Here is a 20277-nt window from a genome sequence, read left to right as displayed (position 1 = left end):
TAATTTGTCAATTTTAGGCTTAAATATTAACTATAACGCTTTGAAAACGTTACGGACAAAAATACATCTAGTGCAAAGCTTTAAAATTGAGCTATTCTCATAATTCTGTATTGAGTCATTTTATTATTACTATGTACATCAATAATTGAGCGCACCGAGGTATCGCAGCGGTAGCGGCGCTTACAACGAGAGTAAATTTAAAAAATAACGTTGGGAACCAGCAGAATGAGTTTGATGACTGTAAAAGAAGTAGCGGCCTATTTAGGTGTTCAGGAAGTAAGAGTAGAACGCTTAGAAAGAGAAAGCCTATTGGTGGCAAAAGAAAAAGACACTGACGGTAATGCCTTGTTTGATAGCGCAGATGTAGAGCGCTACAAAGTGCTTGCTGAGCGCTTAGGCGGTATTTAACTGCCCGCAAATATTTATCTGAACAGATAAACTGAATTAAGTGATGTCGCCACCTTAGGGTGGCGACATCCGTTTACGACTTATTTAAAGTCTTGAAGCATTCTTGCAATGCTTCGAATTCCTTTGGCTGTTGCACCTACTGGCATTTCTGCTGTTGCGCCGCCATGATAAGCCGCCGCTAAATCTAAGTGCACCCAACCTTTTCCTTCGGGGTTTACAAACCGTGATAAAAAGCCTGCCGCATTAGAGGCACCGCCGCCACCGCCGCCTTTCATTGGTCGGCTGTTTGCGGTATCTGCAAAGGCAGATGGGCAACGATCGGCATGAAACGATTCAATCGGTAGAGGCCAAAAACGTTCGTTTTCAGCAGTCGCCGCCGCTAGCATTTGCGAACGGGCATGGTCATCCATTGAAAATACTGCGTGGTAATCAGAACCTAGCGCCACCACTGCTGCCCCGGTTAATGTGGCTGCATCAATAATTAATGGCGCGCCCGTTTCGGTTGCTGCCATTAACCCATCAGCCAATACCAAACGTCCTTCCGCATCGGTATTAACGACTTCAACAGTCACACCATTTTTATAGGTAAGTACATCACCCAATTTATAAGCATGCCCACTAATTAGGTTTTCTGCACAGCATAAAATGAGCTTTAAACGCTTACTAATGCCTTGGCTAATGGCCAAGCCTAGTGCACCGGTTACGGTAGCGGCGCCGCCCATATCGCATTTCATATCAAGCATACCTTCACTTGATTTAATGCTGTAACCACCACTGTCGAAGGTTATACCTTTTCCAACCAGAACCGCTTCAACAGGGGCATCAGGATCACCCGTTGGGTTGTAGTCTAGCTCTAACATCACAGGCGGGCGTTCACTGCCTCTGCCCACGTTATAAATACCTGTCCAACCAGCATCTTTTAATTCTTCACCCACTGTCATGGTATAAGACACATGCTCTTTACCTAATTCAGACAACCAAACTGCTGCACGCTGAGCTAGGGTTTCAGGGCTTAAATCTTCAGGCGTATCGTTCACTAACTGACGAGTAAATAGTAAAGCAGCGTAGTTTTGCTCTAGCCACTGCTTGTCGTCGTTGTCTGCCCATTTGATAGTTGAAGGATTGCGCGCTCGGGTAAAACTTAACGCGAAAGCCCATTGTTGCTCTTTGGTCCACTCGCCTGTTAAGGCCACTTCGGGAATATTTAACCCATCAAGCTTACGCGCCACTTGCTGAATGGTACGTTCATTCTTTCCAGCCTGGCTGCTATCACCATCAGATAGATGGATCACTGCACCATTTTCAGCAAAAGAGAGCTTAGTATTTTCTCCCCACGCACTATTGGCTTTATCTGAGGATAAGCTTACGGTAAATTCTGCCATTACGTTTTAATCCTTATATATTTTTGCGTTTCATTGCTGGGGTAGATGTTTAGTTCTAGCAACGCAATGCATGTAAATTCATGTCGTTATAGGCCAATTGTTATGTTTTTTTCGCCATCACTACTACGTGGCACCTTAATTAAACGCTATAAACGGTTTCTTGCCGACGTAGAACTTGAAGACGGCTCAATAGTGACTGCACATTGCCCTAATACGGGGGCGATGACAGGATGCGCCGAACCCGGCTACACCGTCTATTTGAGCGAGTCAGACAATCCTAAGCGAAAGTTAAAATATACTTGGGAGCTTGCCCAAACCTTCGAAGGCGATTTCATTGGCATTAATACTCACAATGCTAATAAATTGGTGGCAGAGGCACTAAATAACAAGGTCTTGTCTGCATTTTCTGATATTAATCATTGGAAAGCTGAAGTAACACCGCCTGGCGGTAATAGTCGTTTCGACTTTGCCTGCGGTCAAGATGACGCTCTTGAGTATGTTGAAGTGAAATCTGTCACTCTGGCGCGGGGAAACCAAGGATATTTTCCTGATGCGGTAACCGCCAGAGGTGCAAAACATTGTTTAGAACTTGCAGAACTCTCTCAACAAGGTATAAGTACCTGCTTATTATTTTGTGTTCAGCATACGGGAGTGCATTCTGTACAAGTAGCGCGAGATATTGATCCTGTTTACGCCGACGCCGTAAATACCGCGGTCGCATCAGGAGTTAAGTTCCTCGCAGCAAGCTGTTCAATTGATGAACAAAAAATAGTTATAAATCAAACACTACCAGTAAACGTGTGAAAAATAGGTTGATTTTTTTCATTTCGCCTTCATATTTGCGCCTTGTTTTACTGGAAGAACGTGAAATACGTAAACTAGTAACAGTGCTGACTTATAATCAATATCATCAGCATAATAATTACATAGACACGAGCAATTGCTTGTAATGAACGGCTTTGATTTAGTTAATCGATTCATTCAGGACAAGATGGATGTCGTAGTGTAGGAGATGTGGCAGATGCCAACAGGAAAAGAGACAAAATCCCTAGGGCTATTAGCACTAGCAGGATTGCAGCCGTACCAGGCTACCGCTGACGAAGAGTACATGGGCGAGCCGCAAATGGAGCACTTCCGTTTACTGCTTAAAGCATGGCGCAACCAACTTCGTGAAGAAGTTGACCGCACCGTTACGCACATGAAAGACGAAGCAGCAAACTTTCCAGACCCGGTAGACCGCGCTGCGCAAGAAGAAGAGTTCAGTCTTGAATTACGAACTCGCGACCGCGAACGTAAATTGATCAAGAAGATTGAGAAGACGCTTAAGCGTATTGAAGAAGATGACTTTGGTTTTTGTGACCAATGTGGCATTGAAATCGGTATTCGTCGCTTAGAAGCTCGTCCTACCGCCGATTTATGTATCGACTGTAAGACCATGGCAGAAATCAAAGAAAAGCAACTACAGGGTTAATAAACCTTCGTAGTAAGTTACACGCCTCTTAGTGTTTACTATAGGGGTGTGTAACAGTATTTCTATTAATGCCTTCTAAAATCGACTCCTCACCTCTATATGTCGGCCGCTTCGCGCCTTCGCCGTCAGGGCAACTTCATTTCGGCTCTTTAGTTACCGCGCTCGCTAGCTACCTCGATGCACGTTATTTTAACGGGCAATGGTTAGTTAGAATGGAAGACATTGACGCACCTCGATGTTTACCTGGTGTCGATAGCGATATTTTGCATACTCTTGAATGCCATGGCCTTCACTGGGATGGTCCCGTTTTATATCAACAACAGCAGCATGCAAGGTATCAGGCAAAACTTGATAGCCTGCTAGCAGACAACTCAGCCTACTTTTGTGCCTGTACTCGCAAGCAAATAAAAGCAAATGGCGGGCACGATAATCACTATTGTCGAGAACTAGGCCTAACCGCTCAGGCAGTGTCCGAATCAGCGCCAAATACCCGAGGCTTAGCAATTCGTTTAAAACTCGATTGCCACTTAAGTGCCTTCGATGACGGTATTATGGGCAGGGTCGATAAAACAGGGGCAATATCTAAAGCCCATTCAACATCCACTGATTTAACTTCATCTAGCTTTGCCGAAGCGGAACAACACAGAGACAAAAGCAGTAGCAGAAGCGACGATGGCTCAATAAGCGCTGGCGAAGTATCACCATTAAGCGCAGCACCAGAAGATGTTGTGATTAAACGCAGCGATGGGCTTTTCGCCTATAACTTTGTAGTAGCATTAGACGATGAATATCAGGGTGTAACAGACATTATTAGAGGCAGCGACCTTTTAAATGTCACCCCGCTCCAACGCGCTATTTATCGTTCATTAGGCTGCAATGTGCCACAATATGGGCATATTCCGGTTGCGGCTGTGACGCCAGGGCGAAAGTTGAGTAAACAAAATCATGCTGCCCCCATTAACAACAAGAATGTGCTGGAAAATATCGTTAATGGCCTGTCTTTTTTAGGCCAAGGTGACTATCACGCGAACGAATTTGAAAATGCCACACAACTGCTTACTATGGCAATATCGCGCTGGGATAGGAAATTAGTACCTAAAATAGCCGAAATTATTGTGGGCGAGCACGAATCCACTTATTATAGCCATCCTTTATAACCTTCGGAGACTTCACCATCATTCATCGTGTTTTCAATTCTGTTAAGCGAGCCTTTACTAAGGAACATACCGCTGACAATGTACTAGAGCCTCGTGTTATGACTCGTGGGGAGCACGGCATCTCTCGCGAAGACGTGAGCCCTAATGCGTTGAAAGTCATGTATCGCCTTAACGGAGCAGGCTTCGAGTCCTATTTGGTCGGAGGTTGTGTTCGCGATATTTTGATGGGACATGAGCCAAAGGACTTTGATGTGGCCACCAATGCCACACCGGAACAAATTAAGGGGCTATTTAGAAATTGCCGTTTAATTGGCCGTCGTTTCAGACTCGCTCACATTGTATTTGGTCGTGAAGTAATAGAAGTAGCCACTTTTCGTGGCCATCACAGCGAAGAGCCTGAGGCCAAAGAAGTACCGAAGAACAAAGCAGTGTCGAAACGAGATGCCCATGGGCAACTGGTCAGAGATAATGTTTTTGGCAGTATTGAAGAAGATGCCGAGCGCCGCGATTTCACATTTAATGCCATGTACTACAGTGTGGCTGATTTCACGGTAAAAGACTTTGCGAATGGCCTAGAGGCAATTGAAAAGCGTGAAGTACGTTTAATTGGCGACCCTGAAGTTCGTTATCGTGAAGATCCAGTTCGAATGCTTCGCGCCGTGCGTTTTGCGACTAAGCTTTCAATGCGTATAAGCGACGACACTGCTGCACCAATCAAGCAGCTCGCAAGCTTGCTAAATAATATTCCGGCCGCTCGACTATTCGAAGAAACCTTAAAGCTGTTCTTATCTGGTCAAGGTGAGAAAACCTTTTTGATGCTGCGAGAATACGGCTTAATTGCACCTTTATTCCCGCAACTTGCGCCGTTTATCGAAGACGAAAACAGCCGTGAAATGCAGTTTGTACGAAAAGTACTGCAAAACACTGATGAAAGAATTAATAACGATCAACGGGTAACACCCGCATTTTTGTATGCCGCATTACTTTGGTATCCGTTAGAAGAACGCGCGCAAATTATGCAGGCAGAGTCTGGCCTAAGCGCCCACGATGCTTTCAACCTTGCATCAACTGAAGTGATTGCGAAGCAAACCCAGCGCATTATGATCCCTAAGCGTTTTTCCACAGTCATTCGAGACATTTGGATTTTACAGCAACGCCTTCCTAAGCGTTTTGGCCGTCGTGCCTTTCAGCTGTTAACCCACCCTAAATTTCGTGCCGGTTACGATTTTCTATTAGTTCGCGGGCAAGTTGAAGGCGGAGCCCTATTGGAGCTAGCCCAGTGGTGGACGCATTTTCAGCACGGCGAACCTGGTAAGCAAAAGAAAATGTTAAACGACTTACGTCGCCAAGAAGGTGATGGCCCCAAACCAAGAAAGCGTAAACGCCGTCCAGCATCGAGAAATACTGATGCATAAAGAGCACGTTTATATTGGTATTGGCAGCAACCTAGGCGACCCTGTTCAACATGTTGAAGACGCCTTTATTGCGCTGGGTCTACTTGAAGGTACTCGCGTGCTTACGTGCTCATCACTGTATTCTAGTAAGCCTATGGGTCCGCAAGACCAACCGGATTACATTAACGCGGTATCGCTAATTGAAACTACGCTAGCGCCAGATAAATTGCTAAGTGCATTACAGCGTACCGAACACGATTTTGGTCGAGAACGTAAAGGGCAGCGATGGGGCGCAAGAACGCTCGATTTGGACATTTTACTTTACGGTAGCCAAACAATTTCTACGCCTGATCTTACCGTGCCACATATTGGCATGTCTGAACGTGAGTTTGTGCTAGTTCCTCTCTTTGAAATAGCTCAAACTATGGTCATGCCTGACGGAAAACCCATCTCTCACTGGGTTGCTAAATGCTCACTTGATGGCCTTAAACGCCTGCGCGCTTCCATTTAGCTTCAAAATCCGTATAGTTCGCCACATTACTCTTTCCCTGGAAGGTTGCTATGAAGAAAATTACTGTTTCTGGTTTGCTTAAGAAGAAGCAAGCCGGCGAAAAAATTACCTCACTAACAGCTTACGATGCCAGCTTTGCTAAAATGTTTGATGAGCAAGGTATTGATGCCTTACTAATTGGCGATTCGCTAGGTATGGTCCTTCAGGGAGAAAGCGACACCTTACCGGTGACCATCGAAGATATTGAGTACCATACGCGCAGCGTAAGGAAAGGTACCGAACGTGCCTTCGTGTTAGCAGATATGCCGTTTATGTCCTACGCGACACCAGAACAAACTTTTATGAATGCAGCTAAGCTCATGGCAGCAGGTGCGAGCATGATTAAAATGGAAGGCGGTAGCTGGTTATGCGAAACCATTCAGGGTTTGAATTTGCGTGGCGTGCCTGTATGTGGTCATTTAGGGCTCACGCCACAGTCGGTCCACGTTTTTGGCGGATTTAAAATACAGGGCCGTGAAGCCGACAAAGCAGAAAAACTGCTAGCAGAAGCGAAAGCGCTTGAAGCTGCAGGTATTCAGCTACTCGTGCTAGAGTGCGTACCGTCTTCATTAGGCAAAGCCGTAAGCGAAGCATTGACTATACCGGTAATTGGTATTGGCGCTGGAAATGATACAGATGGCCAGATACTGGTAATGCATGACATGTTTGGTATTAGTGCCAACTACATGCCTAAGTTTTCAAAAAACTACCTTGCCGAGACGGGCGATATGCGCAAGGCGGTTCAGCAGTATATTGCAGAAGTACAAAGTGGTGCCTTCCCGTCCCCTGAGCACAGCTTTGAGTAACGAGGTTTAAATATGAAGGTTGTTGACGACATTGCGTCATTACGAAAACTAACTACTGAATGGAAATTCAGTGGTAGCACTGTTGGGTTTGTTCCCACAATGGGAAACCTACACAACGGGCACTTAAAACTCGTTAAACGCGCCAAGGCACATAATTCCCGAGTGGTAGTGAGTATTTTTGTTAACCCTATGCAATTTGGTGCTAATGAAGATTTAGATGCATACCCACGTACCATTGAAGAAGACAAAGCCAAGCTTATTGAAGCGGGTGTTGATGCAGTATTTTTACCCAGCGTTAGCGATATGTATCCAGGCGGGGTTGAACACCAAACGGTAGTAGAAGTACCCGACATTTCGGATATTCTATGTGGTGCAAGTCGTCCCGGGCATTTTCGCGGTGTAGCCACGGTAGTGAGCAAATTATTTAATATGGTTCACCCCCATGATGCTTTTTTCGGGGAAAAAGACTTTCAGCAATTGCAGGTTATTCGCACCATGGTGCGCGACCTTTCTATGGGCGTAACCATTCATGGCATCCCCACCGAGCGTGATGTATCTGGCTTAGCCTTAAGCTCGCGTAACGGTTATTTAACTGATGAGCAACGTCATACTGCGGCTACTATTTACAGTGAAATGACATCACTGAAAGCCCGTATAGAAGCAGGCGAAAGAAACTATGTCGCATTAGCGGCAGACCTCGCAGACATCCTAACCGACTCAGGCTTTAAAAATGACTATGTGCATATTGTTAATGCTCAAAGTCTAAAGCCTGCGAAAGAAACCGATGCACACTTAGTTATTTTAGTGGCGGCGTTTCTGGGTAACACCCGTCTTATCGATAACCTCCAAATTCACGTTTAGGTATCGGTGTAGGCATAGGTGTTAGCATAGGTATAAGCTCAGACATAGGCGCTGGTATTGATAACGCGCTTTAAACCATACGTTATCAATTACCACCACAAAAAAAGCCCCCGTATTCACATGCGGGGGCTTTTTTTGTATCTGTTTTTATCTGCTAGTAATGCGTCTTTCTAATAACCTAAATAGTCAGCCCGATTTATCAGGCAACAGGTATCGTCTCTATCATCTTCACCAACTCTTTATAAAGTTTAGTGCCGGTAGCAATGACGTGCTGCTCGTTAAGTATATTACGTAAATCCTGTGTGCTGGTAAGTGGGTTCGCTAGCACCACCCTAAATACAGTAATACAGTTAGTGGGGTATTCTGGCGCTTCTAAGCGCGTACGAGAGACAAAAGACTTCCCTGCCTCCCGTTGCTGCTTCTGTACAATTACAGTTAGCCTATCAAGCTTCTCGTTAATCTTATCTTTAGTGGCTTCATCCGCATGTTTAAGCTTTTCTTGCAGGCCAGCGGGACAAACTCGATACGTTAGCAATGAGAGTGTAGGTGACGTAGTCAGTTCAAAGTCAGGGTGCTTTGCAATCATATCGGCAAAGGTGCCTGCTTTTTCGATGCTTCTGTCGATTAATAGCTCATAGCCCCTGCGCCCAAAGATATGCATGGCAGAATATACCATCATGGCCATGCCGTTACGCGAACCTTCAAGCGTAGTCGCACCTAAATCTTTAGAGCCTGCACGCAGAATGTATTGTGCATGATGGCGCACTGCATTGGCATCTTCAGGATTTTTGAACAGCGCCATACCTGCGCCCATTGGCACATACATTTGTTTATGGGCATCAATTGTGACCGAGTCAGCACGTTCAATGCCTTTCAAGCGGTGTTTATATTGCGATGAAAACAAGGTTGCCCCACCCCACGCGGCATCCACATGGAACCAGCATCCTAATTCTTTGGCTACGTCAGCCAATTCGTTAAGCGGGTCGACATGCCCTGTTTCCGTAGTACCACCAACGCCAACAATGGCCAGTAACTTATTGCCTTCTTCCTGATAACGTTTACCCGCGGCGAGTGCTTTTTCAGGGTCGAGAGTTTGATTCGGCGCAGGTAATGATAATAATTGATCGCGACCTAACCCTAACGCATCCACCGCTTTTGATAAGGAGTAGTGCCCACGCTTACTACACATAACGCCAAGATGATTAATATCGTGGAAACGATAAGCCGCAGCAAGTCCTGCTTTTGCTACACCGGCAAACCCCTCTTGCGGGCCCAAAATCTTATTTCTAGCGACCCACAAAGCGGTAATATTGGCAATAGTTCCACCAGAACAAAAGGCGCCTAAAGAGCGTTTGGCGCTGTGTAAGTGACTATCGTAGAAGTCTTTCGATTCGTCATAAACGAGATTATGCATCATGCCTAGCACTTGACGCTCAAGTGGCGTGAATGCCTTTGAGGTTTCTATTTTCACTAGGTTCTGATTAAGCCCCACCATCAACTTAGACAGGGGCAAATGAAAATAGGGAAGCGCTGAGGTCATATGACCAATAAACGTAGGCGAATAGGTATTTACCGAATGGGCAACCAATTTATCGAGTAAGCTTTCAGCATGGGTTGAAACAAACTCTGGCGATTCAGGTACTTTTGAATCTGAGAAGTCTTTCTCAATTTCTTCTAGCGAGGTTTTTTTGGTAACAACGTGCTGCGACAAAAAATCTAAGATATTGTCAGATAAATGCTGTTCAATTTGAGCCATCTTTGAGTCTTTGTGTTCAGGCTTGGTAAAGACCCTAAACAAGTGCTCTAGACTAACTTGCGCTTCACCCACTCAACCGACCTCACTTTGAAATGACTCTTTTTCAAGAAAATACAACCCAACTTCGTTGCTTACGCTGAAAGCAATCATAATACTTTCAGGGTCACGAACTTTACCTCAGATTGCCCACTTCGCCAAGCGTATCCCGATGATTTGACCGTGTATCAGTACAAGATATTTTGTGGTGATAATTCACTATCAATACAGTGAAGTAACCTAAACTTCTCAAATTATGACGGGTAGTGCTATATTTTGCCTATACATACGAATAAAAATAAAGGCTGTAATGTGCCAATAAGAGCCGTAAGTAAAACCGTGTCTATTAATGATATCGTACCCTACTTTCAACCTATCATGGATTTAAGGTCGAAGCGTGTGTGGCGTTACGAGTGCTTAGCGCGTTTAATTACTGCCGAAGACAAAACCTTTTTGCCTAGCGAATTTCTCTACCTAATTGAACGGGAGCAACACGTTAAGGCACTTACCGAAGCCATGTTCTGCCAAAGTGCCCGTTACTTTCGCCATGTACAAGTACCTTGGAGTATTAATATAAGCGCGCGAGATTTACTAAACGACAACCTGGCTGACACGCTACTTTCCCATTTAACAAATTACCCAAACCCAGAAAGAGTCAGCATTGAGATAAGTGCTGCCAGTGCATTAACCCACCCAGCGTTAATGCAAGCGTTTGTTGAGAGAAGCGCTGAGGCAGGGCTTGGCGTTTTCTTAGATAATGTGGGTGAAAACCCCGGCAACATTAATGCAATATTAAATATGCCGATTAAAGGCATTAAGTTAGCCGGTGGCTTGATAAGCCACTATGAACAAGACGAAGCGGTGCAGGATTACGTCGATAATTTGCTCGAACTGTGCCAAGCGCGCGCTATTAGCGTGGTAGCAGAACATATTGAAACAGATTTACTGCTTGAAAGTGTAAACAAACTGCCCATTCAGTACGCGCAAGGTTATGTCTTTAGCCCTCCGCAACCGAATACCCCCCATCACTAGCCGCGGGTAGCTGTTCTCAACTATTCTACGCCCCGCCATCGGCCTCTTCTGAATAGCAATTAAGCGACCAGCAGTGTTGGCCGCTAGCGCGATATTTGCGTTCAAATGGGGTCATGGCATTATCAGACGTAATTTCAGTTAAATTCGACACCAAGCCGTAATGCGTAGCAGCTTGAGCAAACTCCATTAAGTAAACCAACCAATTACTACGCACTTCAATATTCGGAGTGATCGCCATTAAATCGGCCATGGCAGCACTACCATGCCAGCGCTTTTGCACCTGGGTTTTCTTCGGATAAGGGTTTGGATAGAACAAGCAATGCTGGCTTACCTTCCAATTTGCCCTATTAACCAAACGCCAAAAGTCATTCACATCGGCGCGAATAACCCGATAATTATCTTGCCCCGCTGAATAATGCTGATGTTTGTCCACCCGCTGCGCCGATTTATCTAAGCCAATAACACGGCAATCAGGGTTCGCTTTAGCAATATTTGCTGTGCTTTCACCCACGCCACAGCAAGAGTCTAAAATAATATCGCCGGTAAACCCGTCAAGCCATTCGGTTGCTTCATTGAAGGCGAGCTGCGTATGCTCGCCAATGGGGCGCTGATTTTCAGACGACTTATAACGCTTTACTAAATCATCGAGCTTTTCGTGCACACCTTCTTGATTCGTTGTGATGCTTCGGGAGTTGCCGCTAGCCATTAGCTACGTATTCCTTTGCCTGTTTTCAGTAGGTAATAAGCAACAGCGAACAGCACAATATTAAAGCCCACTAGTAGTGCTAACGATAAGGTAACGTCAACATCTGAAACACCTAAGAACCCGTAGCGGAAACCATTCACCATATACACAACAGGGTTGGCCTTGCTCACCCACTGCCAAAACTCTGGTAATAAGCTAAGTGAATAGAATACGCCGCCAAGGTAGGTTAACGGCGTTAATACGAAGGTGGGTACAACACTAATATCATCGAAAGTTTTTGCAAAAATGGCGTTAATTAGCCCTGCCGTTGAAAACAATGATGAGGTCAGTAGTACGGTAAGAATAATGATACCGATATGATGTATTTGCACATCAACAAAGAACAGCGATACCAAAGTAACAATAATGCCAATTAGCACAGCCCTTGCTACACCGCCCCCAACAAAGCCTAGAATGATCACTGACGTGGGCACGGGAGAAACCAATAACTCTTCAATATTTCGCTGAAATTTCGCACTGAAAAAAGACGACGAGACATTTGCGTATGAGTTGGTGATAACCGACATCATGATCAAACCTGGAACAATAAACTCCATGTAAGAAAAGCCGCCCATTTCGCCTATTCGGTTACCGATGAGGCTGCCGAAAATCACGAAATACAAACTCATGGTAATAGCGGGCGGCACTAAGGTTTGGATCCAAATGCGTAAAAAGCGAGTGCACTCTTTTATCCAAATAGTGGTTAGCGCCACATAGTTTTGCTTGAACCAGCCAATCTTTTCTTCCGACTGTGTGTTTGCTTGTGAATTCATGTTCAACCCTCTGCCTTTGCCGTTTCAACCAAACGCACAAACAACTCTTCTAATCGGTTTGATTTATTACGCATACTCAGTACTTGTACCCCCTGCTCGGTTAATTGAGCAAAAACAGGGTTTAACCCTTCTGCCTTTTCCACATCGACTTCCAAAGTATGGTCGTCAAGTAAACGGCTTTCGTAACCTGTCAAAAGCGGCTTTTGCTGACCAAGGTTAATGTCCAGTACGAAGGTTTCTGTGTTCAACTTCGACAATAAAGCCTTCATGCTGGTGTTTTCCACAATGGTGCCTTTGTTAATAATGGCAATGTTGCGGCACAGCATTTCTGCTTCTTCTAGGTAGTGTGTCGTTAAGATAATGGTAATACCTTGGCGGTTAATCTCTTCTAAGAAGCCCCACATTGAACGACGGATTTCTATATCTACGCCAGCGGTTGGTTCATCAAGTATTAATAAACGAGGCTCGTGCATAAGAGCGCGGGCAATCATTAGCCTGCGTTTCATGCCACCTGATAATTCGCGAGCTCTGGCATCGCGTTTTTCCCATAAATCGAGCTGAGCTAAATACTTCTGAGCCCGCTCTTTCGCAATATTTCGGGGCACGCCATAATAACCCGCTTGGTTGAGCACAATTTGCATCACGGTTTCAAACTGATTGAAGTTGAATTCCTGTGGCACTAGGCCAATACATGCTTTGGCTTGCTCTTTTTGGGTATGAAGGTCGTAACCAAAAATCGATACCTTGCCATCGGTTTGATTAACCAAAGAACTGATAATACCGATAGTGGTAGATTTACCCGCGCCATTCGGCCCAAGTAAAGCGAAAAAGTCCCCTTTATCAACAGTGAGATCTACGCCTTTAAGTGCCTGTACGCCACCTTTATACGTTTTGGTTAAGCCTGATATATCCAACGCTTTCATGTGCTACCCGTAAGTTGCTCGTAATTTGATGCCTCCGTAAATGGAGTGCTTTGTAAATCGAGTGCTTTGTAAATCGAGCGCCCTGTAATTCGAGGGCCCTGTAAATCAAATAATCTATTAAATCAGTTTGCCGCCAGTTGACGTGACTACCCATCTGCCATAATACACCGGCAACGGTAATACTATGACGGTATACCTACCGTAAGCGTGTTTTAAGCATAGTGCTGGCATATGCTAGTAATTCAACCCTTGCCGTAATAGGGGTATTCAACACCCATTTCACTCATGCTATCACTAATTCAAAGACGAAATATAAAAGGGGGTAATTATGTCACACTTATTATCCCATCTGCCTGCCACTCTCCTTATCTTGCCGATTATTTTACTGTTTTTGTCGATTTTTTTATTGAAGCCTCAATGCATTCTTTTATCGATATTGAACATTTCTGCCCTGTCTTTTACCGACTGTTTCACAGACGATTCAGGGTGCTAAGGACTTTCGCGGCCAAGCAAAAATAAGAAGAGAACGAGATAAAGAAGACGGAACCGACGGTGGGAGGTATAAAAAAGCACTGCACCTAGTTGGGGGTTAGGCACAGTGCAAGGGGTTGGCGTACCAAAGTGAGTCATACTTGAGTCAATCTGTCTTCCCAAGCACAGGTATAGTTAACCAAGCAGACAAGGCAATATCAGGGCACAATAATGGAAAAGCTATTTTGTTTAATGGCAAATATGGCGAAAAGCGGGCGACTTTATGGAATTTGCGTCGAACTCAGGCACGCGCGCTTTTGCCAAGGTATAGTAGTGCCAAGAATGATTGAGAGTAGATCCCATGCCTAAAACAATTGCGCTAGTAGAAGATGATGCCGCTATAAGAGAAAACTACCTTGTTGCCCTAAGAGCGCAAGGCTACAAGGTTAATGCGTTTGAAGACCGACCCTCGGCAACTCAGGCGTTTAACGAAGCATTGCCAGATTTAGCCATCATTGATATTGGTCTAAAAGAAGAAATGGAGGGCGGTTTTTTGCTATGTCAGCAGTTGCGAGGTTTGTCGCCCACCTTGCCTATAATCTTTTTTACCGCCAGAGACAACGACGTAGATACCATTAGCGGGCTTCGCATGGGTGCTGACGACTACTTAACTAAAGATATCAGCATGGCTCACCTACTTGCCCGTATCGCCGCGCTTTTCAGACGAAGCGATTTAATGTCAGCCCCTGTCAAGCAAAAAGACGAGCTTCGTATAGGCGAGTTAAAAGTGGATGCCTCTCGTATGACAGTAAGTTGGAGCGGCGAACCTGTCGCCCTGACAGTGACAGAATTTTGGATGCTACACGCGCTGATTAAACACCCAGGCCACGTTAAAAGCAGACAACAATTAATGGATGAGTCGCGCATGGTAGTAGACGACACCACCATTACTTCTCATATAAAACGTATGCGTAAAAAATTCATTCAATTAGACCCACAATTCGACCACATAGATACCGTTTACGGTATGGGATATCGATGGCAGTTGTAGGGTATTGCTAATATGCGGTTAAGGTTCTCCATACGCTTACAGCTGCTTGTGTTGTCGCTGTTCTTTTTTGCCATTCCCTACCTTGGCTATAATTACGTATGGGAGCTAGAGCAATACCTTCGCACAGGTCAAGAGCAAACCATGATAGGTACGGCGAGGGCGGTAGCAACAGCGCTGCATGAACGCCCTGCGTTATTCGACAGCGAGTCTGCCTATTTAAAAGACGTACGCCCGGGCACTGATTTATACGCCCCGCCCATTCCTTATCCTATTCAGCTTGACGGTGAACTAAACGATTGGCAACAAGTTGACGACTTGCTTACCCACTATGGCGCTAATGAAATTGTTGAGCGCTTTACTAACCTTCATACTAACGACGAAAACCAGGGCGCAGCTAGCGTGAACAAAGGCACAGATAAAGCGATTAGCCTCTCATTCGAGCATATGGTAGGCCGATACGATCAGTTCCTCTATGCCATGTTCAACGTTAGTGACGACGCCTTGTTATGGCGACAGGCAAATAGTTTAAGTGTGGAGCGGGGTGACCATTTACTTATTGGTATGCAAACCCCAGCAGGTCAATTAGCACGATACGTAGTAGCCCCTTACGAAAGTGGCTGGGTAAATGCGTTTAAATTAGCAGAATCGGGCACAACAAATCGCGCGGTGGAAAATGCGTTAAGTATTCAAGGTCGCTGGCAAGAAACCGCTACTGGCTACAATATTGAACTTCGCTTTCCCCTTTCCATGACCTCTGGCGCTCTCGCCTTTGCCATTGTCGATGTGGACGACCCTGTAACTAGGCAAAAACGCTACGCCATTGGCACCGCTAACACCAACAACATTGATGAACTAGGTACGGTGGTAACCCCGTCACCTGAAATTGAGCGCATATTAGCAGGGCTAAAATATGCCGACTCACGCGTATGGGTGATAGATAATCACAAGCGGGTATTGGCACGAGCAGGCGATATACAAACGGCCTCAGGGCTAAATACTGCCAAAAGAGAAGCAAGCGAAAACCCGGTATGGCGCTGGGTAGAAACCCATTGGCTACTGCCCTTATATTACCATATTCTCACTAAGCCACCGGCTGATTTTGTGGATGAACTAGAGGATGCTTATGCGTTGGCTGGCCGAGATATAGGCTTAGCCCTTAATGGTCAACCGGATTCATTATGGCGCTTAACGCCAGATAACAAAGCCGTGGTAGTGTCTGCTGCTTACCCTATCTTTATTGAGGGCGCGGTAATGGGCGCAGTGGTGGTGGAGCAAACCACTAACGGTATACGCACATTAAGAAACCGGGCTTTAGAGCAGCTATTCCACGTTATTTTGGCAGTAATGTTACTGGGCACGCTAGGTTTATTGCTTTTCGCTAGCAGAATATCAAATCGTATTAGGCGGCTTCGAGACAACACCGAGGCAATTATTGATGCTAACGGTAAAATTGTAGGCAAACTACCTATTGCCAAAGAGGGTGATGAAATTGGCGATCTTTCACGAGCGTTTTCTGATGTTTTATTGCGACTACAGCAATATAACTCCTATTTAGAGAACATGGCTTCTCGGCTTTCCCATGAACTTAGAACCCCAATAGCCGTAGTGAAGTCATCTCTTGATGCGTTATCTCAAGTTAGCGCTCAGGCGAATACGCAACAAGATGTTTTCGTTCAACGTGCCCAATCCGGTATAAGCCGGTTAAGTTCTATTTTAAATGCCATGAGTGAAGCCACACGATTAGAACAAGCCATTGCGCAGGAAGAGGTGACCACGTTCAATATGATTGACGTAATTAAAGGCTGCGTGGGTGGGTATCAACATGCTTATACAGACAGGCAGTTTTCACTATCTTGTTCACAAGACACAGCGATGCTAAAGGGCGCCCCCGACCTTATCGCGCAAATGTTTGATAAAATTATTTCTAACGCGGTCGATTTTAGTCAACCCGACGACATCATAGATGTAGCCGTTTATACCAAAGACAAAAGAATTGTCCTCACTGTGAGCAACCCTGGGCCCCTATTGCCCGAAGGCATGAAAAAACAACTCGTACAATCAATGGTATCGGTTCGCCCTGAGTCTGAGGCGGCGCAATCAGCAGGTTCACCACATCTAGGTTTGGGGCTTTATATCGCTGACATTATTGTCGCTTTTCATCAAGGTACGCTCGCCCTGGCCAACCGAGATGACAAACGCGGAGTGATTGTTTCCGTTAACTTCCCAAAGATCTGATGCGCTACGCTATTTGAGGTGGTTTGAAAACCACCGTCCCTTTGCTGTTATATCCCCTTTTAACGCAGTCCTTTAAGTTTTTCTAAAAAACCTCTAAAATAAATTACGGGTGAGAATTGTTCTCATTAGTATTTACATTCATTTACTACTTGAATACACTTCGATTCCTAAACACACACAGGGAATACACACACAATGAAAAATAAAACGTTAACGATGGGTGCACAAACCATTGCTGCGGCCTTAGCTTTCGGACACGGCGCTGCAATTGCACAAACTCAAGAAACTGAAATCTGTAAAGATAAAACCGAAGCGGAGTGTAAAGCGCAACAAGACGAAATTGAGCTAATTCGCATCCATGGTGTTCAGCAGTCTATCTATCGCTATGACAAGTCTGGCGACCCGCGTCGTTTAGCCGACCTTGTTGATACACCACAAACCATTAGTGTTCTTACACAAGACCAAATTCAAGAAAGTGGTAAAACTGACCTTAAAGATATTCTTGCTGCGCAAGCCGGTGTAACTCTTGGTACAGGTGAGAATGGTAATGCTTTTGGTGATCGCTATGTAATACGTGGCCACGAAGCACGCAGCGATGTTTTTGTTGATGGTTTGCGTGACCCAGGTATGACTACCCGTGAAAGTTTCGCCACCGAACGTGTTGAAATTACTAAAGGCCCAAGTTCAACATTTGCTGGCCGCGGTTCATCAGGCGGTGCGGTAAACAGCATTACGAAAAAAGCCTCTACTAGCTATAACTTTGGTCGTGTTGATGCCGCCATTGGTACCGATGAGCACACGCGCTTAACGGTAGATTTGAATAAGACCTTAACGGAAAACAGTGCAATTCGTGTTAATGCACTTACGTCTCAAGAAGACAAGCCGGGTCGCGAAGGCATTGAACGTGGACGTGATGGTGTTCAGCTTTCTTATGTACTAAACCCTAACGACAGACTGTCTTTCATTGGTGATGTTTATTACCTTAATGCAGAAGATAAGCCTGACTTAGGGAGCTACTACGATCGTGACGCGGGTTATCCGTTAGAAGATATTCCTGTTTATGCACAAGATGACGACTTCCAAAACTCAGAAGTCACCACTTTTACCTTCCGTACCGAATACGAAATTAGCGACAATGTTCGTTTTTATAACGCGACTCGTGCAGGTAACACTGAAAACGAATACGTAACGACCGGTATGAGTGCAACAACCCGTGATGATTCTGATGAAACAGCACCAGGTGTAGATACACTTCGACTTAGCACGCACCAAGGCTGGCAAGAAGTAGATTACTTCACGACTCAATTTAACCTTTTCTGGGACACGTCATTTGCAGGCTTAGATCACCGTTTAGTATTTGGTTTTGAGTACAGCGATGAATCGGTTGATAACGGTGTTTTTGATATTGAAAACCTAAATACTAACTGTGCAATTGGTGGTCGTCGTGGCGTATCACAAAGCTATTGTATCCTTGATGGTGATGGAAACCTTATCGATAACATCGGGTCATTAATGGACAGAACCATTGAACGTGGTGATGAAGATGCCCTTTTCGATATTGAAACCTATGCCATTTACGCCATGGATACCTTTGCGTTAACCGATAAGTTAGACGTGTTCTTTGGCCTACGTATGGATAGCTACGACTATAGCAACCAAACTAGTAGCGACCTTTATGAGTTTTCTGATGAGTTGTTTAACGGGCACTTAGGTTTAGTATATGACATTACTGAACACGGTAATGTTTACGCCTCTTACAGCACAGCAACGAACATTAATGGCGGCGAGTCTGACCTAGGCGCAAACTGTGGTTACGGTGGACTATGTGGTACGCCTGAGCAAGCTGCGCAAGCTGATCCAGAGCATGTTGAAAACATCGAAATTGGCACAAAATGGATGCTATTTGATGAAAAATTGATGGCAAATGCATCAATCTTCCGTATTACAAAAAGCGATGTACATGAAAGTATCGGTGAAGATGACTACTCAACCATTGGTACATTAAACACGGGTGAAAACCGCGTTGAAGGTGTTGAGTTTGGTGTTAGCGGTGATATTACTGAGAAGTTTAGTGTTCAAGCCTCAGCCGCCTTCATGGACTCAGAAGTACTAGATTCATTCACAGAATCTAACATTGGTCTTACATTAAGTAACTTTGCTGACGAAAGCTTCTACTTACAACTGCGTTATCAACCCAATGAAAAGTTCGCTTTTGGTGGTGACTATACGTACAAGTCTGAAATGTTTGGTGGCCAACCTGACACTGCGGCAGGTTACGATGCTGATACGGGTGAATACTCAATTGTCGTTCCTGACTATCAAGTATTTAACTTGTTTGCGAACTACTACGCGTCTGAAAAACTAACGTTCCGTGTTAATATCGGTAACTTGTTCGATGAAGAATACTGGACTGCCGCTTATCGCTCTGGTGCCTTCATGTACATTGGTGACGGCCGTAACGTAACCGGTACGGTAAACTACGAGTTCTAAGTTAGTTTAAAGAGAAACGCAAAAAATGATCATTATTGATAACCTACTAGACGCTGACCAAGTAGAGCAATATCGGGCTGCTTTAGCCGATGTACCATTTAACGATGGAAAAGCGACCGCAATGGGCATGGCAGCAGGGGTTAAAAATAATGGTCAAGCTGATGCGCAGCACGCTACGGTTCAAGCCCTTGCCAACAACTTGTTGGCAAGCCTCGGCAACCACCCGCAAGTAGTCTCTGCTGCGCTACCTCAGCGCATTTTCCCTCCTTGTTTCAACCGTTACAGTGAATCACAAACCTACGGCTATCATGTAGATGCCGCAATCATGCGCATTCCCAATACCCCCGATGTTTTGCGTAGCGATATGTCGATGACGGTGTTTTTATCTAGCCCAAGCGATTACGAAGGCGGAGAGTTAGTTATTCAGACTGGGTTCGGCGAGCAGAAAGTCAAAGGTAACCTAGGTAGCGCTGTACTCTACCCTTCCTCAAGTTTACATAAGGTTACTCCGGTAACTCGCGGCGAGAGAATTGCCGCTATTACGTGGATGCAAAGCATGATTAGCGACCAAACTATTCGTGAAAGCTTGTATGAGCTAGACCAAAGCATTCAGTCTTTGGTGCAAGGCGGTAAAGCCAACAGAGAAGAACTCGATAAACTTCATCACGTATACCACAACCTCATTAGAAAATTCTCCATCGTGTAAACTGGACAAAACCTTACCCGTTGCGCAAGG

At 45.1% G+C, this 20277-nt stretch carries 18 protein-coding genes; 13 read left to right on the top strand and 5 right to left on the bottom strand.

Going from position 1 to position 20277, the window contains the following annotated elements; translation table 11 throughout:
* Positions 1–225 precede the first annotated feature (225 nt).
* Entirely contained in the window at positions 226–408 is a 183-nt protein-coding gene (locus C7Y69_RS02710) for a MerR family transcriptional regulator (RefSeq protein ID WP_013786295.1), read from the top strand.
* 80 nt (positions 409–488) lie between these two features.
* Here C7Y69_RS02710 and pepB read toward each other — a convergent pair whose 3' ends face one another.
* Entirely contained in the window at positions 489–1790 is a 1302-nt protein-coding gene (gene pepB, locus C7Y69_RS02705; protein WP_126871729.1) for an aminopeptidase PepB, read from the bottom strand.
* 102 nt (positions 1791–1892) lie between these two features.
* Here pepB and sfsA point away from each other — a divergent pair, with 102 nt between their 5' ends.
* The 7 genes from sfsA (at position 1893) to panC (ending at position 8029) form a co-directional block, all read left to right on the top strand.
* On the top strand, positions 1893–2594 hold the full coding sequence (gene sfsA / locus C7Y69_RS02700; protein WP_013786298.1) for a DNA/RNA nuclease SfsA: 702 nt from the start codon (positions 1893–1895) through the stop codon (positions 2592–2594).
* A 217-nt stretch (positions 2595–2811) separates the two neighbouring features.
* Positions 2812–3261, top strand: a complete 450-nt coding sequence (gene dksA / locus C7Y69_RS02695) for an RNA polymerase-binding protein DksA (protein WP_013786299.1) — start codon at positions 2812–2814, stop codon at positions 3259–3261.
* Positions 3262–3329: 68 nt separating this feature from the next.
* A complete protein-coding gene (locus C7Y69_RS02690; RefSeq protein ID WP_126871728.1) occupies positions 3330–4418 on the top strand; it encodes a glutamate--tRNA ligase family protein in 1089 nt (362 codons plus the stop codon).
* Between the two features lie 98 nt (positions 4419–4516).
* Positions 4517–5833: a polynucleotide adenylyltransferase PcnB gene (pcnB, locus tag C7Y69_RS02685; RefSeq protein WP_013786301.1), complete on the top strand. Its 1317-nt coding sequence runs from the start codon at positions 4517–4519 to the stop codon at positions 5831–5833.
* Positions 5826–6323, top strand: coding sequence for a 2-amino-4-hydroxy-6-hydroxymethyldihydropteridine diphosphokinase (gene folK, locus C7Y69_RS02680; protein ID WP_013786302.1), 498 nt, complete (start codon positions 5826–5828; stop codon positions 6321–6323). The genes pcnB and folK overlap by 8 nt, the downstream gene beginning before the upstream one ends.
* A gap of 50 nt (positions 6324–6373) precedes the next feature.
* A complete protein-coding gene (gene panB, locus C7Y69_RS02675) occupies positions 6374–7168 on the top strand; it encodes a 3-methyl-2-oxobutanoate hydroxymethyltransferase (RefSeq protein ID WP_126871727.1) in 795 nt (264 codons plus the stop codon).
* A 12-nt stretch (positions 7169–7180) separates the two neighbouring features.
* Positions 7181–8029, top strand: coding sequence for a pantoate--beta-alanine ligase (gene panC, locus C7Y69_RS02670; protein ID WP_013786304.1), 849 nt, complete (start codon positions 7181–7183; stop codon positions 8027–8029).
* Between the two features lie 199 nt (positions 8030–8228).
* Here panC and panP read toward each other — a convergent pair whose 3' ends face one another.
* Positions 8229–9857 (bottom strand): pyridoxal-dependent aspartate 1-decarboxylase PanP, encoded by a 1629-nt coding sequence (gene panP, locus C7Y69_RS02665; RefSeq protein ID WP_126871726.1) that lies wholly within the window; start codon positions 9855–9857, stop codon positions 8229–8231.
* Positions 9858–10133: 276 nt separating this feature from the next.
* Here panP and C7Y69_RS02660 point away from each other — a divergent pair, with 276 nt between their 5' ends.
* Complete coding sequence (locus C7Y69_RS02660; RefSeq protein ID WP_126871725.1) at positions 10134–10853, top strand: EAL domain-containing protein; 720 nt, start codon at positions 10134–10136, stop codon at positions 10851–10853.
* Positions 10854–10878: 25 nt separating this feature from the next.
* On the opposite strand, the gene C7Y69_RS02655 is transcribed toward C7Y69_RS02660, so the two are convergent.
* Genes C7Y69_RS02655 through C7Y69_RS02645 form a run of 3 tightly spaced genes read right to left on the bottom strand, consistent with a single transcriptional unit; the run spans position 10879 to position 13294 of the window.
* Positions 10879–11559 (bottom strand): tRNA (guanine(46)-N(7))-methyltransferase TrmB, encoded by a 681-nt coding sequence (locus tag C7Y69_RS02655; protein ID WP_126871724.1) that lies wholly within the window; start codon positions 11557–11559, stop codon positions 10879–10881.
* A complete protein-coding gene (locus C7Y69_RS02650) occupies positions 11559–12371 on the bottom strand; it encodes an ABC transporter permease (RefSeq protein WP_126871723.1) in 813 nt (270 codons plus the stop codon). Before C7Y69_RS02650 ends, C7Y69_RS02655 begins: the two co-directional genes overlap by 1 nt.
* Positions 12372–12373: 2 nt before the next feature.
* Positions 12374–13294, bottom strand: a complete 921-nt coding sequence (locus C7Y69_RS02645; protein WP_126871722.1) for an ABC transporter ATP-binding protein — start codon at positions 13292–13294, stop codon at positions 12374–12376.
* Positions 13295–14126: 832 nt separating this feature from the next.
* On the opposite strand from C7Y69_RS02645, the gene pdsR reads away from it, so the two are divergent.
* The 4 genes from pdsR (at position 14127) to C7Y69_RS02625 (ending at position 20247) form a co-directional block, all read left to right on the top strand.
* Positions 14127–14816 (top strand): proteobacterial dedicated sortase system response regulator, encoded by a 690-nt coding sequence (pdsR, locus tag C7Y69_RS02640; RefSeq protein WP_013786310.1) that lies wholly within the window; start codon positions 14127–14129, stop codon positions 14814–14816.
* Positions 14817–14828: 12 nt separating this feature from the next.
* A complete protein-coding gene (gene pdsS / locus C7Y69_RS02635) occupies positions 14829–17051 on the top strand; it encodes a proteobacterial dedicated sortase system histidine kinase (RefSeq protein ID WP_013786311.1) in 2223 nt (740 codons plus the stop codon).
* 195 nt (positions 17052–17246) lie between these two features.
* Positions 17247–19541, top strand: coding sequence for a TonB-dependent receptor (locus tag C7Y69_RS02630; RefSeq protein ID WP_013786312.1), 2295 nt, complete (start codon positions 17247–17249; stop codon positions 19539–19541).
* Positions 19542–19566: 25 nt separating this feature from the next.
* Entirely contained in the window at positions 19567–20247 is a 681-nt protein-coding gene (locus C7Y69_RS02625; protein WP_013786313.1) for a Fe2+-dependent dioxygenase, read from the top strand.
* Positions 20248–20277: the final 30 nt, after the last annotated feature.

The sequence above is a fragment of the Alteromonas sp. KS69 genome, from assembly GCF_003989595.1.
GTDB lineage: Bacteria > Pseudomonadota > Gammaproteobacteria > Enterobacterales > Alteromonadaceae > Alteromonas > Alteromonas naphthalenivorans.
Note: the sequence above shows the minus strand (reverse complement) of the source record. Positions and strands in the feature narration are given on the sequence as shown.

Excerpts from the sequence above, each read along its gene's own strand:
- pepB (WP_126871729.1), bottom strand. The coding sequence starts at position 1,790 with ATGGCAGAATTTACCGTAAGCTTATCCTCAGATAAAGCCAATAGTGCG.
- pdsR (WP_013786310.1), top strand. The coding sequence starts at position 14,127 with ATGCCTAAAACAATTGCGCTAGTAGAAGATGATGCCGCTATAAGAGAA.
- dksA (WP_013786299.1), top strand. The coding sequence starts at position 2,812 with ATGCCAACAGGAAAAGAGACAAAATCCCTAGGGCTATTAGCACTAGCA.
- pcnB (WP_013786301.1), top strand. The coding sequence starts at position 4,517 with ATGACTCGTGGGGAGCACGGCATCTCTCGCGAAGACGTGAGCCCTAAT.
- panB (WP_126871727.1), top strand. The coding sequence starts at position 6,374 with ATGAAGAAAATTACTGTTTCTGGTTTGCTTAAGAAGAAGCAAGCCGGC.
- sfsA (WP_013786298.1), top strand. The coding sequence starts at position 1,893 with ATGTTTTTTTCGCCATCACTACTACGTGGCACCTTAATTAAACGCTAT.
- C7Y69_RS02645 (WP_126871722.1), bottom strand. The coding sequence starts at position 13,294 with ATGAAAGCGTTGGATATATCAGGCTTAACCAAAACGTATAAAGGTGGC.
- pdsS (WP_013786311.1), top strand. The coding sequence starts at position 14,829 with ATGCGGTTAAGGTTCTCCATACGCTTACAGCTGCTTGTGTTGTCGCTG.
- C7Y69_RS02650 (WP_126871723.1), bottom strand. The coding sequence starts at position 12,371 with ATGAATTCACAAGCAAACACACAGTCGGAAGAAAAGATTGGCTGGTTC.
- panC (WP_013786304.1), top strand. The coding sequence starts at position 7,181 with ATGAAGGTTGTTGACGACATTGCGTCATTACGAAAACTAACTACTGAA.
- C7Y69_RS02690 (WP_126871728.1), top strand. The coding sequence starts at position 3,330 with ATGCCTTCTAAAATCGACTCCTCACCTCTATATGTCGGCCGCTTCGCG.
- C7Y69_RS02655 (WP_126871724.1), bottom strand. The coding sequence starts at position 11,559 with ATGGCTAGCGGCAACTCCCGAAGCATCACAACGAATCAAGAAGGTGTG.
- C7Y69_RS02630 (WP_013786312.1), top strand. The coding sequence starts at position 17,247 with ATGAAAAATAAAACGTTAACGATGGGTGCACAAACCATTGCTGCGGCC.
- C7Y69_RS02710 (WP_013786295.1), top strand. The coding sequence starts at position 226 with ATGAGTTTGATGACTGTAAAAGAAGTAGCGGCCTATTTAGGTGTTCAG.
- folK (WP_013786302.1), top strand. The coding sequence starts at position 5,826 with ATGCATAAAGAGCACGTTTATATTGGTATTGGCAGCAACCTAGGCGAC.
- C7Y69_RS02625 (WP_013786313.1), top strand. The coding sequence starts at position 19,567 with ATGATCATTATTGATAACCTACTAGACGCTGACCAAGTAGAGCAATAT.